We start from the raw sequence: 16987 nt of genomic DNA, 5'->3' as shown, positions 1-16987 counted from the left end.
TTGTCCCTGAGAGGGCCATCCCACAGTCAACGGACTGACAGCAAATGAGCTTTCGTCTTTCCTTTTGGGCTACCCTGAAGCATTGTGGCTGAGTTCATCGCAACAGAAGGCTTTGGCGGCGCTGGAGAACAGGGTGAAGCCAGGGTTTTCGAGGCGGTCAAGGCAGCCTACGCTGGGGAAGAGGCCCTCGGCTTCTGGCGCTATCCCCTGAGAACCAACGAAACCATGCGTGAGCCGGACATCCTGGTGGCTGACCCGGAGCTGGGGCTGGTCATCATCGAGGTCAAGAGCCTGCCGCTGGACATCATCGGCAGCGTTTCCGGCTACCGCTGGGACCTCTCCCGGCCTTACTACGGCAAGATGCACCTCAACCCCTATGAGCAGGCCCGCAAGCAGGCCCAGGTGCTGGGAGAACTCGCTGTTCGCAAGTCGGGACTGACTGGACTGGCCACCAGGGCCATTGTCGCCGCGCCGCTGATTTCCCGTGAGGAATGGGACAGTCGCTTCGGGCATCTGCTCAGCGACGTGCCCATGCTGTTTAGCGACCAGCTGACGCCCGCCAAACTCCGCCGGGCGCTGGAGCAGACTCCCCCCGTCCGCTACGGCGAGCCGCTCAGCGATGAGGACTGGCTCTCGCTGCGCCGCGCCCTGGGAACGAGTGGCAGCGTTCCCAGGCGTCAGGTCCGCCACCTGCAGGCTCCACTGGAATCCAGGCGAAAGATAGACCTGATTGCCCGGACGGCCAGACATCTCCATGCTTTCGACCTGCAGCAGGAACTCATCGCCAAGACCATTCCCCCTGGGCCGCAGCGCATTCGTGGCATCGCGGGCAGCGGGAAGACAGTTTTGCTGGCTCAGAAAGCGGCCAATATGCACCTGCGCCACCCGGACTGGAACATTGCCCTGGTGTTCTTTTCGCGCTCTCTCTACGACCAGATTAAGTTTCAGGTGGACCACTGGCTGAGGCAGGCCACCAACGGAGAGGTGACCCTGCAGCAGGCCCAGCACAAGTTGCGTGTCCTGCACGCCTGGGGTTCGAAAGACCAGCCGGGCTTTTACCGCACCCTCGCGGCGCAGGTGGGCGTGCGGCCCCTGACGGTGGACAATACGCCGAACGCTTCTCCCACAGCCAAACTGCTCTACGCTTGCAAGGCCCTGCTGGATGACGCGAAAGCCACAGGTCGTTCCCTTCAGATTTTCGATGCGGTGCTCATCGACGAAGGGCAAGACCTGGTTCACGAGGAAGTGGCCCTGACCTTCGAGGAAAAACAGGCGTTTTACTGGATGGCTTACCAGTCCCTGCGACCGGTGGCCCGTGACGCGCTGTTCGACAGCGGCGAGCCGGAGGCCCGCCGTCTCATCTGGGCCTACGACGAGGCGCAGTCGCTGGACTCATTGACCATTCCGAGTACCCGGTCGCTGTTCGGTGAGGCCGGAGCGCAGATTTTCGGTGCGGGCGTGACCTACAAGGGTGGCATTCGCAAGTCGGAAATCATGAACCGCTGCTACCGGACACCGGGGCCAGTGCTGCTGGCGGCCCATGCGCTGGGCATGGGCCTCCTGCGAACGGAAGGCATGCTGGCGGGGCTGACCAATCAGCGGGACTGGAAGGCGATAGGGTACGACGTGGAGGGGCAATTCCGCAGCGGGAACGAAGTCACGCTGACCCGCGCCGCCGAGAACTCCCCCAATCCCCTGAGCCAGTTCACGCCAGACCCGCTGGTGACGTTTGCCGCTTACCCTGACCGGAAGGCCGAATTGCAAGCGCTGATTGCCTCTCTCCAGCACGACCTGCGTGAGGGTGGCCTGCAACCCAGTCGCCATCTCCTCATCGTTGTCCCCGGACTGGAGTGGCAGCCGTACAACCTTCAGCGTGAGGTCTTTCAGGCGCTGCGTGCGGCTGGCATCAGTGTTTATCTTCCCGGCAACAAGGACGTGAACGTGCCCAAACAGAAGTGGCCGAACACCGACCCCAACGGCTTCTGGCATGATGGGGCCATCACGGTCAGCCCCATCATGCAGGCCAAGGGCAATGAGGCGGACGTGGTGTACGTGGTCGGCCTCGACCACGTGGCGGCTCAGGAAGACAGCATCAAGCTTCGCAATCAGCTTTTTGTGGGTATCAGCCGCAGTCGGGGCTGGGTTCACCTGAGCGGCGCTGGCATGTCCAGCAGCCAGCTGAAAGACGAAATTGAGCGGGTCATCGCGTCAGGTTCCACCCTGCGCTTCACCTACCGTCAGCCCAGACGTCAGCTGGACGACGTGGACTGACCATGAGGGGCGGTCAGAGGCTTCTGGCACAGCTTCATGGAGACCTGGCGTCCAGGTCTTCTGTAAGACCAGAGGGAAGGCAAGGCATAGAACAGGTCTCCATGTTGCTGTCCCTCTGTTCTATCCAGTGCCAAAGAAAAAAGCCGCACTCGGCGGCTTGATGCTAAAAAGAATACCGTGGTATTCACGGGAAGTCAAATCTATGCAGGCTGACCCCTGGCTGTTCGGGCATGACCCGCTTCCAGGCATCGTTTCCGTGTATGCCAACCTCGCGGGGCAAGCCTGGGTCTGGCGACGTGAGGGTGAGGAGGTCCACTGCGAACAGGCCCGCTTCCGTTCCTGGGTCTTTGCCCGTGATTTGGAGGATGCCCAGGGCTTACCTCTTTCCTGGGATGACCCGGCTGCCCCTTTTCATGTGCAGGAGCGTCAAGGTGACACAGGTACTTTGAAGTACCTGCTGACCGTGACGGATGGGCGAGAGTTGCGAAGGAGGCTCCTGGCAGGTGCCTCACGCCGCCTGAAACAGCCCGTCACCAGCTTTCACGACCTGAACGGCTATTACACGCTGTCCCCTGTAGAGCAGTACCTCTGCCAGTCGGGGCGCACCTCTTTCGGCGGGATGCAGTTCGACGACCCGGTACGCCTGCAATTCGACCTGGAAACCACCAGCCTGACGCCGCAGGAAGGGCGGATTTTCATGATTGCCGTGCGGGACAACCGTGGCTTTGAGGCGGTGCTGGAAGCCCCGACCGCTGCGGAAGAAGCGGGCATGATTCGTGACCTGCTGCGAATCATCGCCCAGCGCGACCCGGACATCATTGAGAACCACAATATCTGCGCTTTTGACCTGCCTTTTCTGCTGGGGAGGGCGGAAGTGCTGGGCCTCAGGGTCAATCTGAGCCGCCCAGAGGGGCCGCCAGGGGTGTGGAAGGTCAATGACGGGCGCACGTCCCCCCACTGGGCCTGTGCAGGGCGGGAGATTCTGGACACCATCGACGCGGTCCGGCGGATGGATTTGCCCAGCCAGAGCCTGAAGGTCGTGTCCCAGCTCTTCGGCATCGCTCCAGCAGGCCGCGTCTATCTCGAAGGCGAGAAAATTGCCCAGACCTATCTTGAACATCCTGAAACCGTCAGGCGCTACGCCCTGCAGGACGTGGAAGAAGTGGACGCCCTGGCAAAGCGGGTCCTGGCCTCATCTTTCGCCCTGGCGAAGATGACGCCCCGCCCGTATCACCGCCTGCCCTACGCCGGGCCTGCAATGGGGGTGCTGGAACCCATGCTGGTCAGGGCTTATCTGCACAGTGAAGTCTCTCTGCCCGCCGAGCAACCACGTCACGCGGAGCCGCACTCAGGTGGTCACGTCCAGCTCTTCGCCGAGGGTGTCCTGCCCCGCGTCGTCAAAGCCGACATCGCCAGCATGTATCCCAGCCTGATTCGCACGGAGAAGATTGGGCCAGCGTCGGACCCGTTAGGCGTCTTCCTGCACCTGATGGACCGGCTGACCCTGATGCGCCTGGAACACAAGGCTGCCATGCGCCGTGGCGAACCAGGAGAGCACGACGCCATGCAGTCGGCCATGAAACTCATCGTGAATGCAGGCTACGGCTACCTGGGCGCGGGCAGGATGGCCCTGTTTGGTGACAGGGAAGCCGCAGACCGGGTCACCACGCGGGGCCGGGAAGTGCTGGGGCAAGTGGTGGGTGGCCTCCAGGCAGGTGGCGTAACCCTGATTGAAGCCGATACCGATGGTGTCTACTTCAGCGTGCCCGAAGGCTGGGATGAAGCGAAGGAAAGAGAACTCATCGCCCAGGTTGATGCCACCCTTCCAGAAGGCGTTTCTCTGGAGTTCGATGGCCGCTGGGTCGCCATGCTCAGCCACGAAATCAAGAACTATGCCTTGCTGGGCTATGACGGCAAATTACAATTGCGGGGAGCCGCCTTCGACACGGTGAGGTCGGAACCCTACGGCAAAAAGTTTCTGGAACAGGCGGTGAAGGCCCTTCTGGAAGGTGACGTTGCCAGAGTGCATGACATCTACCAGCGAACTCTGGACACCCTTTCAAGGCGCACCCTGACCAACCGTGAAGTGGCAACCCGCGTCAGATTGACCAAGTCTCCTGAGGACTACGCCCGCACCCGCCCCCAGCGCAAGGAGAGTCAGTACGAAGCGCTGCTGAACGCAGGCCAGAACTGGCGGCAGGGTGAGCGTCTCTATCTCTACCGTCAACAGGAGCGTGGCTGGCTGCCGCTCGACCTGAACCCAGAGGGCCATGACTACGACGTGCGGGCTTATCAGCAGAATCTCTACAACGCCTACGCCACCCGCTTACGTAAAGGGCTGGCGGCAGAGGACTTTGAGCAGGTCTTCCGTCAAGGCAGTGGTCAGGGCCTCTTTGATAGGCCTCTCACGTCGCTACACCCCGTTTTTCGCACGGTGGGCTAAACGGCTCTGCGGGGAGTCTGGTCCCGCGTGAGTCCGCTCCCCTAAAATGACGTTATGACAGATGCCAGGCCCGATGCTCAGCCCTTAAAAACCGAGCACGTCGTTGTGGACGGTATCGAGGGCAACTATGCCCGTGTAGAGCTGCCAGACGGGACAACGGCGGACTGGCTGATTTCCACCTTGCCAGATGGCCTGAAAGAAGGCGACGTGCTGGCCATCAACGACCACGGCGAAAGCATCGAGATTGACCGTCAGGAAACGCGGCGTCGCCAGGGCAAAGCCAGGGAGGCATTGGAAGCCCTGAACGAGGGCGCTCCTGCTGGAGACATCAGCCTGTGAAGCGGTTTCTGGCACTGGCGCTGCTGTGCAGCACCGTAGCGGCGGCCCAGGCCGCCCCGCGAGGCGTGCTGACCATTCGCTTCCTCGACGTGGGTCAGGGCGACGCTGTGCTGATAACCGCGCCAGAAGGCCAGTCCCTGCTGTACGACGGGGGCCGCTCCGAAAGCCGGATGCGTGAACTCATCCGTCAGTACGACATTAAAAATGTCTCCCTGGTGGCCGCGAGTCATGGCGACGGCGACCACATCACGGGTCTGATTCCTGTGACTGCGCTCAACAAGCCGAAGTTCTTCCTGAACAACGGCCTGGCGGCGACCACGCAGACCTGGGGACGCCTGATGAATGTGGTGTCACAGGCAGGCACGCAGGGCCTGCTGGCAAAAGACCAGACCATCAACCTGGGGAGCGTCAAAATCACGGTGCTGCCACCCCCACCCGGGATGCCGAAGAACGACCAGAACCTGAACTCTGTGGGCCTGCTGGTGCAGTACGGCGGCTTCAAAGCTCTGATGACCGGGGACGCTGAGACGGCGGAAACGTCCGCCTGGCTCAGGAAGTACCCGGCGACGACCTTTGGGCCGGTGCAGGTCTACAAATCCATCCATCACGGCGCGACGAACGGGGACAATGCCACCTGGCTCAAGGCAGTGCGGCCCAGCAACGTGGTCATCAGCGTGGGTCCGAACAACTACGGCCACCCGACACAGAGCGCCCTGAACCTGTACCGCTCGGTTGGCGCCACGACCTACCGAACGGACCTCAATGGCACGGTCACGGTGACTGTCCGCCCGACGGGGGCCTACACCATTACCACCGAGCGCGGCCAGGGAACGCAGGGGGCAGGCACTCCAGCGCCAGTACGCCCGACGACTACACCCGCTGCGGCACCCACACGTCCAGCGGTGCCCTCTCAGAACGTCATCTACCGCAGTTGCGCCGAAGCACGCGCTGCTGGGGCTGCGCCACTCCTGCGTGGGCAGCCGGGATACAGCACCAATTTGGACAGGGATGGCGACGGCAAGGCTTGCGAGTAGTTGGCGAATGGCTCAGCTTCCAGGAGCGTGGCGCAGTTCCTGAACAGCTGCTTTCAATCTCCTTCCCCCAACTTGAACAGCGGCTCGGCGTCCAGCTTCTTAGGCTTGCGCTTGCTGGGCTTCTTGTCGCCAGGGCTGCTGACTTTGACCAGTGGCTTTTCTTTGGGCGGTGCAGGCGGTTTGCCGAAAGCGTTGGCTCTCACCTGTCCCCAGTAAGCGGCGTGAACCCGCAAGTCCAGCGGAGTCACACTCGCGCCGAAGACGGGTTCGGGCCAGAGCTGTACGGTAAAGCCCGCCTCCCGCAGCGCCTCTACAATCTGCGCGAAGCGTGGACTGGGGCTAGGGGTCGTGGCAATCACTTTCGCGCGGTGGGCGCGGGCGAAGCGGGCCACTTCCTCAGCCACCACCCCGCGCAGGACGTGGACGGGAAGTTCGGCCACACAGTCATGGATGAAGCTCTGACGCTTGGCGCTCACCGCCCACGTCCTGAGGAGTTCGTCATCCCAGACAAACACGGCGGGGCGTTCCGGGTAGGCCAGCAGCGCCTCATTGGTGGGGGAGAGTCGGTCTCCATGCACCCAGACCACCGCGCCGGGAAGTGGTTCAGGTGGAGGAGGCGCTTCCCAGGGAACCGCCTCCAGCATCCTGGGCGGCAGCACGCCTGTTTCCCCTGGGGCTGGGTAACGTGAGGGAAACAGGCGCGTGGAAAGGTCGCTATAGGTCGCGTCGAAGGGGCAACCCCCGGAAGCCAGCGGGCAAGACGCGCAGTAGCGTTCTCCCGCATTCTTGACCAGCGTGGCGCGGTTCCAGATGTAGGGGCCGCGCCGCCAGGTACTTGCCACCCATTGCCAGTTGAGGTTGTTGGCGGCGGGGTCACCGTCGAGCAGATGGGTGATGAACCAGCTCGCTCCTGCCTGCCAGCGCACCCGGCGGTGGTGGATGATGTAGGCCGCCAGCCACATGCGGACATGGTTGTGCAGGTAGCCGGTCTCGCGCAGCTCACGTGACCAGGAATCGATGCAGGTCAGCCCTGTCCCGGCGCGGTCGATGTCTGTGGGAAATTCGCTGGCGTAGTCGGCGGCCGCGATTCCAGTTTTGTAAGGTTGGAAATCCTGCCAGACCTTGTCTCCGACTTCGGCGTAGACCCGCACGAAGAAGTCGCGCCAGGACAGTTCGTTGATGTACTTGTAGACACGGCTGGGTGCGGTGACTGGAGCGTGGGTCAGGGCGGCGTCCCTTACCTCTGCCAGGGAAAGGACACCGTGACGTAGAAAGGCCGAGAGGCGACTAACGTGCCCGTCGAGCCTGGAGCGGTCACGCCCGTAGGTGACGGGGTCGAGCTGGGCCAGCAACTCCAGTGCGCGTGCCCGCCCGCCGCGTGTCCAGCCGACATGGTGCGGGTCACGGGCGAACACTTCTGGGAAGAGTTCGGCGGGTGGCACGTCACGCAGGCTCGGCGGCAGGGTGGGCATGGCGACGACTCTAGCGTGAGACAAATGCGACTTTTGCGCTAGGGGCAAGGTGTACTTCAGGCAACACCTACTCAGATTCAGAAGGTGGAAGATGCCAAGCTAGAGGTATGGCTCCTCCGCAAGAACAGGGCATCTCCGAACGCCCCCTCAAGGCCCACCGCCTGTTCAAGCTTGCCGCGTTGCTCCGAGAAAAGGAACGCACGGTGCACGACCTGATAGTGGGCTTGTATCCCACTATCGTTCCAGATACCAGGGAATGGGGGGCAGCAGAGCGAGCCATCCAGCGCGATTTAGCTGACCTCGCTGTATTGGAACCTGACTTCGACTTCACCCAGACACGCCCCCCACGCTATTTCGTTCGAACGCACCGCACCAATTTGCACCCCACTGAAGCCCTTATCTTGCATGCCGCTGCACGTGCGCTCTACCACCGCTCGGGTGGAGAAGCAAAGCACCAGCGGGCGGCCCTCAACAAATTGAACTCCTGGTTGCCCGAACATCTCCAGCCCATGATGAACCGTAGCTTCGTTGACTTGGGCAGCAGGCGCTCAAATGGACGTGAAACGCAGAATCTGGAGAAAGCGGCGGTGGCATGGCTGGGTGCCCATCCTCTTGCCTTCGAATACCAGAAGCCTAGCGGTAGCGGCGCATGGCGGCACAACGTGGTTGAGCCCTATTTGATTGAACTTCATCCCCAGAACTTGGAACTCTATCTGGTGGGCCGTGAAATCAGCTTCCACCATGATGTCCGCACTTTCAAACTTTCACGTATGCGCTGCCTTCAGGTAGACACGGCGCGAACCTACACCATCCCGGACACCTTCGACCCACGCGAATTTTTTCAGTCGGCCCTGGGCGTTGTCGGCACTCAGGGCCGCACGGGCATTCCCATTCACCTGCGCTTTCGGCGAGACGCCGCTTACCGGGTATTGGAGGGCGGCTACTCTCACCTGAAGAAAGTGCGTGAACTTCCTGATGGCCGAGTTGAGGCTGTAGTTTTCGCCGCGCCGGATACCAGCGGCCTGCCGCGTGAGGTGCTGGCGTGGATTTACAGCTTTGGACCCAGGGTCGAGGTGCTGGCCCCACCCCAGATTCGGGCGCACTGGCTGGCGGAACTGCGGGAGGCCTGTAAAACGACAACAGATGTCGGGATGAGAGGGGAAAATGAAGTATGAGCAAGTTGACCTGGGTAGAAGACTACTGGGCTCACACCCCTAGCGACGGCAGCGGCGGCCAACCACACGACCTTTTGAAACACTTGCAGGACACAGCAAAGTTGGCCCAGCAGTTTGCCAAGATTTTCGATGCTGGCAATCTCGCGTATCTGCTAGGCATCTGGCACGACCTCGGCAAGTACAACCCAGAGTTTCAGCAGTATCTACGCGATGCGAAGAAAGCTGAGGAGCAAGGTCAAGAGCTGGGACGTAAAGGCCCACCCCACGCCGTCTGGGGGGCTATGCTTCTACAAAACAGACTTGGGCAGCATCCCCAAGCTTCCACTTTCACCCTACCGGTGCTGGGACATCATGCTGGGCTTGAGGACGCAGGGGAGGGCGAGCAGAAAATTCTGGGTGAACCGGAAACGTCCGAAAGACTGGAAATAATGCAGGAAGCCATTCAGACGTTTGGTCTACAGCCCAGTGGAACCCCTGAAAAAATCCCTACGCAGCCTTACCAGCAAGAGCTTTTCACGCGCATGGTGACTTCTGCCCTGGTAGACGCAGATTTTCTGGATACTGAAAAGCATTTCGGGCAGGAGCGCCCAGAGGCGCGGCAGTATGACCTAGATATTCCCCAACTATGGCAGCGCTTTGAAGCAGGGCGGCAAAAGCTGCTGGACAAGCAACAGAAAAATGGCAAAAAAGTTGCTCCACATGTCCAGAAAGTGCGAGACGAAGTCTACGCCGAGTGTCTGAAAGCTGCTGAGGGGAAGCCAGGACTGTACCGTCTGACCGTACCGACGGGAGGTGGAAAAACCCTGAGTGGCCTGGCCTTCGCGCTGAAGCATGCCTTGAAAAACGACCTGCGGCGCGTGATTGTCGCCATTCCGTATACCAGCATCATTGACCAGAACGCCAAGGTATACCGCGACGTTCTGGGCGACGACGCCGTACTTGAGCACCACAGCGCAGTGGAAACGAAAAGCCGCAAAGCCGGCCCCGACCAGCAAGCCGAAGACGCCGAGCGCAAGCAGGGCAGCGCCCTCCGGATGCAACTGGCCTCCGAAAACTGGGATATGCTCCTGATTTGCACCACCTTCGTGCAGCTTTTCGAGTCGCTTTTTGCTCGCAAAACCAGCAAGCTGCGTAAGCTGCACCGAATTGCCCGGAGTGTGATTGTGCTGGATGAGGTACACACCCTGCCGCCTGAGCTGCGGGCCGCCACGCTGGACGTGATGCGAACGCTGATAGACGACTACGGGGTGAGCGTGGTGCTGTGCACCGCCACCCAGCCCGCTTTTGAAACCGATGAGTTGACGGCCGCTTTCAAAAACCTCTCCCAGACCGAAATCGTGCCGCAGTATGCCGACCACTTCCGGGAACTGACGCGGGTGAAGTACGCCCTGCACCCTGAATACCCCAACCCCGCGGCCTGGAACACACTTGCCAGCGAAATGAAGACCGAGCCGCAAATCCTGACCATCCTAAACACTCGCAAAGATTCCTTGGCCTTGATTCGGGAACTTCAGAGCCAGAACACCGAACATCTCTACCATCTGAGCACGCTGATGTGCGGCGCACACCGCAAAAAGGTGCTCGCCGAAATCAACGCGCGACTGGACGATAAGACCGAAAAGCGGCCCGTGCGCCTGGTCAGCACCCAGGTCGTGGAAGCCGGGGTGGACCTGGACTTTCCAGTGGTCTACCGCGCCTTGGCTCCCCTTGACCGCATTGTTCAGGCGGCGGGGCGCTGCAACCGCAACGGCAACGGTGAAGCACTGGGGCGCGTGGTCATTTTCCAGACCCTGAGCGGCAAAGCGCCTAAAGGTCCCTACCAGAAAGGCATCGAAAAGGCCCGCACGTTGCTGGAAACTAGCCAGAACATTGACCACGACATGAATGGCACGGAGATTTTGCGCCGTTACTTTTCCATGCTTTACGGCGACGTTCACCCCGATGAACTGCACATTCAACCGCTGCGCCGCGAACTGGAATTCAGGAAGGTGGCCGAAACCTACCGTCTGATTAGGGACGACACGGTAAGCATCATCGTTCCTTACGGCGATTACCTGAAGGCGCTGATACAGTGGCAGCACTTTCCCAGCCGCAAAAGTTGGCGGGCGCTACAACCCTACGTGGTCAGCATCTATACGCACGAGGCCCGGCAGCTGGCAAAGGGCGGGGCCATCCGGGAACTGGAAGAGGGTGTGTACCTGTTTGAAGCGGTGGGCCAATACGACCCGCTGGTCGGTCTGCCGATAGACCGCGACCCCGCTGACCTGATTTACATCCCGGATGGGGGAAATGTGCTCTAAAAAATTTTTAATTTTACACTGTGTCTACTTAAGGAGGAAACCCTATGAAAGACCCGTCGGTCAGCCTGCGCGTGCGGGGCAACTACGCCCTGTTCAGTAGACCGGAATTCAAAGTCGAGCGCGTGACTTATCCAATTATCACGCCTAGCGCGGCACGCGGAGCACTCGAAGCGGTGTACTGGAAGCCAGAAATCAAGTACCGAATCCGGCGCATCGGGGTGGTGAAACTAGGCACCACGACCACCGTGCTCCGCAACGAACTCAGCAACAGGCAGGGGAAAACCCCTATTTACGTTGAAGACGACAGGCAGCAGCGTTCCAGCCTGCTCCTCAAGGACGTGGAGTACCTCATTCATGCTGACATCGTGGTGCAGCCTCATGCTTTTGCCCGGGCTAATGGCGTGAACCTGCAAGTGAAGCACACCGAATGCTTTATGCGCCGGGCTGTGGCTGGGCAATGCCGCCACCAACCTTACCTGGGAACCCGCGAATTCAGCGCGGAGTTTGAAGCGGCGGCGCTGGATGAGAAGCCCGACAACTCGCTGAACCAGAACCTTGGCAACATGCTGCTGGACATTGCCTTTGTCCCCAGCAAAACCCGCAAGGAAATGCAGTTCAAGCGGCACGACGGCAAAAAATGGAGTCTAGTAGACGGCTATATGGAAGCGGTGTACTTCAATGCCACCCTGAAAGGTGGCTGGGTAGACGTGGTAACGGAAATCAGCAACCCTTACGCCAAAGTGGACGCGCTGGAGGGTCGCCATGCTTGACGCCCTGGTCAATCTGGCAGGCGACGCCGAATTCAGGGAGAAGCTTCCGCCCACCGGGTTTTACAACTACTCGCAGCCCATCCGCTGGACGGTTCAAGTCAGCGAGAACGGGGCGCGGCTGGAAGAATCCAACCTGGAAGGCTTGCACTGGGCGCGGCCTTACACCGGGCGCACCAGCAGCACAGATGCTCATGCTCTTGCAGATGAGGCTGCTTATGCCCTTGGCATTGAGCAACTTGATGACAAAGGTGGTAAGGCAACAAAAGTTCTGACCGAGAAGCATCCAAACTTCTTGCAGCTGTTAGACAAGATGGCAGATGCACCGGAAATAGGTTCAGAACTTCGCACAGCCATTTTGCAGGTCAAGAAAGCTATTAAAGAAAGATGGCTAGAGTCAGATACGAGATTTAAAGAAGTGATGGCCAAGGACTGGGTGGCGTTTGAACTGACGTATGGTCCGCTGGCCGGGCAACGCCTCTTTAAACTGCCGGAGGCTAAAGCTTTCTGGGTCACGGAAGCCCAGGAACGCGTCGCCGTCCGGGACAGTGAAAAGAACATTGTGATGGGCGAATGCGCGGTATGCGGGCAGAATAAGCCGCTGATTGGGCGTATCCCCGTCGGGGTAAGAATAGTCAAATCCCCACGTCCGATTCATTCATATAACCAAACAGCATTCTTGAGTGGAAGGGGAGAATTCAAAAAGAGGGTCAAAGGTGAAGATGTAAGAGTTGCTCATATTAACTTGTGTTTTGAATGCGCCGATGTAGCCACACAAGTTTTGAACACCTTGGCGCAAGATAAGAAATCAAGGCGAGTCCTTGTAAAAGATGAAGACCAGCCTGAGAGCCTAACTAACCAGGTTGCCCTGTTCTGGATTGAGAAGGGAGGCGCGACCCTGCCCGAAGCCGAGTTTGACTTTGCCAGCGCCTTCGGTGACCTTCTGAAACCAGTGGCCACCAGCGATGACGACGACTTGAGCGCAGAAGGGGAAGAAAAGCCCAAGGCCAAGAAGGGGAGAAAAGCTGTGGCCGACGCGCCAAAGCCACAGGCGCGACTCTCGCAGCTCGCCAACTTTTTGAACATTCAGCGCCGGGCAGCTGACCACTTCACCAACATTGACGGGGCTAAATTTGCCCTGGCGGTGTTCAGCCCAAATGTGGGGCGTACCGCGCTGCGCGAGTGGCTGTACAAGGACTTAGATAAAGTCATTCCACATGCCCGGCTGTATCTGAACGCCACCAGAATCAATGACGCTTGGGGAAAGCCAGGAGAGCCACAGTCCATCAACGCCTTGATGGAGGCGCTGGACAGCAAGAACGCCAACCTGACCCGTCACCTGATTCGCACCGCTTATGAGGGTGCACTACCGCCGCAGGAAATGCTGGTGCTGGCCGTACAACGCTTCCGCACGCTCTTAGTGAGTGGAGAGGAGTCTGAACCTCGTAAGGAATTTCTCCGGCGTACTCATCTTCATTCATTGGCCTCAGCAATGAAACTGGCACTCTTCCATTATCAAATCAGGGACTTGCCGGGAGGAAAAACATATATGGTTGGACTGGAAAATCTGGAAACGAACAGCGCTTATTTATGCGGACGACTGCTTGCCCTCTTAGAAGAGGCACAGCAGGTATATACCTTCAGGCAGCACGGCAACCGACTTAAAACCCCGATTACTCAGAGAAGTTTTGGAGCAGCAATGGTTTCGCCCTCTAACGCTTTCCCGCGTCTAGTAGCCTTGGCAACTACCGCCCATATGCCGAAGGCTGGTAAGCACCTTACGGTAGCCCTGGAGGAATTGGTTGACCAGATTGTGTCCGTGGGAGGCTACCCGTCATCACTGAATATCCAAGAACAGGGCAAGTTTGGGTTGGGCTACTGGCATCAGCGCGGCGAACTTAGAAAACATAGACAGCCAGATGGACAAGCAGAAGATGGACAAGGTCAAAGCTCAGGAGGAGAAGAATGAACACCGAGAAAACCGCCCAAGTCAGCAATCCAGACGTTCGCCATGAATTTGTTCTATTATTTGATGTAACTAACGGCAATCCAAACGGCGACCCCGACGCAGCCAATTCACCACGGATAGACCCGCAAACACTCAAAGGTCTTGTAACGGATGTTGCAATCAAACGCAAAATTCGCGATTATCTGCAGCTCGCCCATCAGGTTCCAATGTTCATTCAAAGCAAAGTCGCATTGAATGAGTTAAAGGAGGAAAAAGCGCTAAAGGTTCAACCCCCACTTTCAAAAGAAGAAAAGGAAGGGAAGAAGGCTATTCCCCGTCTGCGTGACGATATGGCACAGGGGTTTTACGACATTCGCATGTTTGGCGCTGTTCTGGCTACTGGTGAAGCTGGTGCAAAGTACAACGCAGGGCAGGTGCGTGGGCCTATGCAAGTCACCTTTGCTTCCAGTATTGATGCCGTTTTTCCAATAGACCTGACAATTACCCGTGTCGCCATCACTCGAAAAGAAGATGCCTTGCGAAAGGATACAGAAATGGCTCGCAAGAGCATCCTTCCTTATGGCCTCTACCGCGCTCATGGGTTCTTCAATCCGCTGCTCGGCAAGGCCCGTGAAGAGGGCGGTACGGGCGTGACCTCCGGGGATCTGCAACTCTTCTGGGAAGCCCTAGTCAACCTGTTCGACCTTGACCGGAGTGCCAGCCGTGGAGAAATGGCAGTGCGTGGTCTGTACGTCTTCAGTCACGAGAACGCTCTAGGCAAAGCGCCCGCGCACAAGCTGTTCAAGCTGGTGGATATTCCGGCCCTCTCGACGCCCGAAAAGCCTGCTTCACCACGCAGTTTCGAGGAGTACACCGTGAGCCGCCCACCAGAAGGAGCTTTGGCCGAGTTCCCTGGCGTGACACTGACGGTCTTAACTGAAGGCTAGTCCTAACCCAGGCCGAGTTTTCCGCGACTCGGCCTGCCTTCTTTTGCAGGAGGCGTGATGGACAACGTACCAAACGACGAACAGGTGATGCTTTCGGCCCTCCAGCACTATGTTTTTTGCCCGCGCCAGTGCGCCCTGATTCATGTGGAACAGGTCTGGAGCGAGAACGCACAAACGGCGAAGGGCCACCAGAACCACGAGCGGGCACATGCGGGTGGTAGCGAGGAACGCGGCGGCGTAAAAACCTTGCGCGGGTTGCAGCTTTTTTCACAGCAGCATCGGTTGTGGGGTGTGGCTGATGTGGTGGAGTTGCATGGCGAACGGCCCATCCCTGTGGAGTACAAGTCGGGCAAGGCCAAGCCGCGCCTAGCAGACGAAATTCAGCTTTGTGCCCAGGCTATATGCCTGGAGGAAATGTTTGGCTACAGCATTCCGCAGGGGTTCATCTACCATGCCGCCAGCCACAAACGGCGCGAGGTGGCCTTTACGCCCGCCTTGCGCGAGGAGGTACTGAATGCACGGGACGGCGTGCTGGCGATGATGCAAACGCGGGTATTGCCCGAGCCTGCCGCCGATGAGCGCTGTCAGTTTTGCAGCTTGATATACGAATGCGAACCCTTCGCGCCGCGTAATTTTCCGCGTGGCTTCGACCCCTTTTCCACCCTGCTGGAGGAATGAATGCGCCAGCTTCTCAATACCCTTTACATTCAGACGCAGGGCACCTACTTAAGCCTGAAGGACGAAAATATCCGCGTAGAAGCCGAAGAACGACCGCCTGTGATGATTCCGCTCCATCACGTCGAAAGTCTGGTGGTGTTCGGCAACGTGATGATGACTCCCTTCCTTATTCACCGCCTGGCCCGTGACCACAAATCCGTCACGTGGCTCACCGAACAGGGCCGCTTCATGGCCCGCACCGAAACGCCCGTCAGCGGAAACGTGCTGCTGCGGGTGGCCCAACACGGTTGCGCGTGCGACGCCGAACGAACGCTGGCAGTGTCGCGTTTTTTCGCTGCTGGCAAGCTCCAGAACCAGAAGCAGACGCTGATGCGCTCGGCCCGCGAGGCACTGAACGACGACCCCAACCTGCTGCGGCAGGCGGCCAGGGACATTAACGGGCAAATCGGCTGCCTGCCGCTGGCAAAAACGGTGGACGAGGTGCGAGGCATCGAGGGCACCGCCGCCCGCATCTACTGGGAAGTTTTTCCGCTGATGCTGCGGCAGAACCGGGACTTTTTCTGGCTGACGGAACGCACACGCCGCCCGGCCCGCGACCCCATCAATTCACTGCTGAACTTCGTCTACACCGTGCTGGCGAACGATTGCGCCTCGGCGTGTCAGTCGGTGGGCCTCGACCCGCAGATGGGTTTTTTGCACGCCCTGCGCCCTGGCCGGAGCAGCCTGGCTCTGGACTTGATGGAAGAATTGCGCCCCGTCACGGCTGACCGCGCCATCCTGACCCTGATTAACCGCCAACAACTCACGCCCCGCGACTTCGTCCTGCATGAGGGCAACACCGTGACCATCAAGGATGACGCGAGGAAGCTGATTCTCGCGCACCTGACCGAGCGCAAGAAGGAGGAAGTCACTCACCCCCTCACTGGCCGCAAGACACCGCTGGGCCTCGTGCCACACGTTCAGGCCCGCCTGCTGGCCCAGCACCTGCGCGGCGACAGGGCCCACTATCCGCCGTACCTCCACCGATGATTGACTTACTGGTCTGCTACGACGTGAAAACCGAAACCGAGGCCGGACGCCGCCGCCTGCGCCGGGTCGCCAAAATCTGCGTGGCGCACGGGCAGCGCGTTCAGAACAGCGTCTTCGAGGTCGGCGTCACCGACGTTCAACTGCTCCAGCTGCGCGAGAAGCTACTGAACGCTATGGACGTGACCGAGGACAGCATCCGCATCTACCGCCTGCGTCAGCCCCGCGAAAAATTCGTGGAGGCGCACGGCGTGGATAAGTACATGGATTTCAGCGAACCCCTGATTCTGTAGCGCGAACCTGGTGCGACGGAAAAGACCGGGAGGTTTCGCGCCGCCTAAAAAGTCCGTACAGGACGAGCCGCATGACAAATAGATATTTCCGATACGTCCCCCTTTCTGGACTTCGGCGCAGGGTTCGCGCAAACTGATGTCGGGAAGTCGTCTGGCACGTATTTAGACGATGAACTGTTCCGCCCGGCTGTGCGCTGGGCGGTGGATTGAAACAGCCAGGACTACCGCCACACTGCCCGTGCCATCGTTCCGCCCGGCTGTGCGCTGGGCGGTGGATTGAAACGTTTCATGGTC

At 59.4% G+C, this 16987-nt stretch carries 13 protein-coding genes and 1 CRISPR repeat array (1 of these 14 running past the window's edge); of the genes, 12 read left to right on the top strand and 1 reads right to left on the bottom strand.

Annotated features, from left to right (window positions below; genetic code table 11):
• The first annotated feature begins 84 nt into the window (after positions 1–84).
• The 4 genes from G6R31_RS16415 (at position 85) to G6R31_RS16400 (ending at position 6087) form a co-directional block, all read left to right on the top strand.
• The gene (locus G6R31_RS16415) at positions 85–2271 is read left to right on the top strand and encodes an NERD domain-containing protein (RefSeq protein WP_017870386.1); all 2187 of its coding nucleotides are present in this window, start codon (positions 85–87) and stop codon (positions 2269–2271) included.
• A 202-nt stretch (positions 2272–2473) separates the two neighbouring features.
• Entirely contained in the window at positions 2474–4714 is a 2241-nt protein-coding gene (locus G6R31_RS16410) for a 3'-5' exonuclease (protein ID WP_026138728.1), read from the top strand.
• 54 nt (positions 4715–4768) lie between these two features.
• Positions 4769–5053, top strand: a complete 285-nt coding sequence (locus G6R31_RS16405; protein WP_017870388.1) for a DUF3006 domain-containing protein — start codon at positions 4769–4771, stop codon at positions 5051–5053.
• Positions 5050–6087, top strand: a complete 1038-nt coding sequence (locus G6R31_RS16400; RefSeq protein WP_017870389.1) for an excalibur calcium-binding domain-containing protein — start codon at positions 5050–5052, stop codon at positions 6085–6087. Before G6R31_RS16405 ends, G6R31_RS16400 begins: the two co-directional genes overlap by 4 nt.
• Positions 6088–6140: 53 nt before the next feature.
• Here G6R31_RS16400 and G6R31_RS16395 read toward each other — a convergent pair whose 3' ends face one another.
• Positions 6141–7559 carry an FAD-binding domain-containing protein gene (locus G6R31_RS16395; protein ID WP_017870390.1) on the bottom strand — a complete coding sequence of 473 codons (1419 nt, stop codon included), beginning with the start codon at positions 7557–7559 and terminating at the stop codon, positions 6141–6143.
• Between the two features lie 107 nt (positions 7560–7666).
• Here G6R31_RS16395 and G6R31_RS16390 point away from each other — a divergent pair, with 107 nt between their 5' ends.
• Genes G6R31_RS16390 through cas2 form a run of 8 tightly spaced genes read left to right on the top strand, consistent with a single transcriptional unit; the run spans position 7667 to position 16693 of the window.
• Complete coding sequence (locus G6R31_RS16390) at positions 7667–8734, top strand: helix-turn-helix transcriptional regulator (protein WP_017870391.1); 1068 nt, start codon at positions 7667–7669, stop codon at positions 8732–8734.
• Positions 8731–11034 carry a CRISPR-associated helicase/endonuclease Cas3 gene (locus tag G6R31_RS16385; protein ID WP_025566643.1) on the top strand — a complete coding sequence of 768 codons (2304 nt, stop codon included), beginning with the start codon at positions 8731–8733 and terminating at the stop codon, positions 11032–11034. Before G6R31_RS16390 ends, G6R31_RS16385 begins: the two co-directional genes overlap by 4 nt.
• Before the next feature lie 44 nt (positions 11035–11078).
• Entirely contained in the window at positions 11079–11804 is a 726-nt protein-coding gene (gene cas5c / locus G6R31_RS16380; RefSeq protein ID WP_017870394.1) for a type I-C CRISPR-associated protein Cas5c, read from the top strand.
• The gene (locus G6R31_RS16375; protein WP_017870395.1) at positions 11797–13770 is read left to right on the top strand and encodes a type I-C CRISPR-associated protein Cas8c/Csd1; all 1974 of its coding nucleotides are present in this window, start codon (positions 11797–11799) and stop codon (positions 13768–13770) included. Before cas5c ends, G6R31_RS16375 begins: the two co-directional genes overlap by 8 nt.
• Complete coding sequence (gene cas7c, locus G6R31_RS16370; protein WP_025566645.1) at positions 13767–14696, top strand: type I-C CRISPR-associated protein Cas7/Csd2; 930 nt, start codon at positions 13767–13769, stop codon at positions 14694–14696. Before G6R31_RS16375 ends, cas7c begins: the two co-directional genes overlap by 4 nt.
• A gap of 57 nt (positions 14697–14753) precedes the next feature.
• A complete protein-coding gene (gene cas4, locus G6R31_RS16365; protein ID WP_017870397.1) occupies positions 14754–15374 on the top strand; it encodes a CRISPR-associated protein Cas4 in 621 nt (206 codons plus the stop codon).
• Positions 15375–16403, top strand: coding sequence for a type I-C CRISPR-associated endonuclease Cas1c (cas1c, locus tag G6R31_RS16360; RefSeq protein ID WP_017870398.1), 1029 nt, complete (start codon positions 15375–15377; stop codon positions 16401–16403).
• Positions 16400–16693, top strand: a complete 294-nt coding sequence (gene cas2, locus G6R31_RS16355) for a CRISPR-associated endonuclease Cas2 (RefSeq protein WP_017870399.1) — start codon at positions 16400–16402, stop codon at positions 16691–16693. The genes cas1c and cas2 overlap by 4 nt, the downstream gene beginning before the upstream one ends.
• Positions 16694–16869: 176 nt before the next feature.
• Positions 16870–16987: a CRISPR direct-repeat array (repeat unit 37 nt; unit sequence GTTCCGCCCGGCTGTGCGCTGGGCGGTGGATTGAAAC); it runs 2829 nt beyond the window's last position.

It is taken from the genome of Deinococcus wulumuqiensis R12 (genome assembly GCF_011067105.1).
Classification (GTDB): domain Bacteria; phylum Deinococcota; class Deinococci; order Deinococcales; family Deinococcaceae; genus Deinococcus; species Deinococcus wulumuqiensis.
Note: the sequence above shows the minus strand (reverse complement) of the source record. Positions and strands in the feature narration are given on the sequence as shown.

Coding starts and splice junctions, on each gene's coding strand:
- G6R31_RS16410 (WP_026138728.1), top strand. CDS start 2,474: ATGCAGGCTGACCCCTGGCTGTTCGGGCATGACCCGCTTCCAGGCATC.
- G6R31_RS16405 (WP_017870388.1), top strand. CDS start 4,769: ATGACAGATGCCAGGCCCGATGCTCAGCCCTTAAAAACCGAGCACGTC.
- G6R31_RS16395 (WP_017870390.1), bottom strand. CDS start 7,559: ATGCCCACCCTGCCGCCGAGCCTGCGTGACGTGCCACCCGCCGAACTC.
- G6R31_RS16390 (WP_017870391.1), top strand. CDS start 7,667: ATGGCTCCTCCGCAAGAACAGGGCATCTCCGAACGCCCCCTCAAGGCC.
- G6R31_RS16385 (WP_025566643.1), top strand. CDS start 8,731: ATGAGCAAGTTGACCTGGGTAGAAGACTACTGGGCTCACACCCCTAGC.
- cas5c (WP_017870394.1), top strand. CDS start 11,079: ATGAAAGACCCGTCGGTCAGCCTGCGCGTGCGGGGCAACTACGCCCTG.
- G6R31_RS16375 (WP_017870395.1), top strand. CDS start 11,797: ATGCTTGACGCCCTGGTCAATCTGGCAGGCGACGCCGAATTCAGGGAG.
- cas7c (WP_025566645.1), top strand. CDS start 13,767: ATGAACACCGAGAAAACCGCCCAAGTCAGCAATCCAGACGTTCGCCAT.
- cas4 (WP_017870397.1), top strand. CDS start 14,754: ATGGACAACGTACCAAACGACGAACAGGTGATGCTTTCGGCCCTCCAG.
- cas1c (WP_017870398.1), top strand. CDS start 15,375: ATGCGCCAGCTTCTCAATACCCTTTACATTCAGACGCAGGGCACCTAC.
- cas2 (WP_017870399.1), top strand. CDS start 16,400: ATGATTGACTTACTGGTCTGCTACGACGTGAAAACCGAAACCGAGGCC.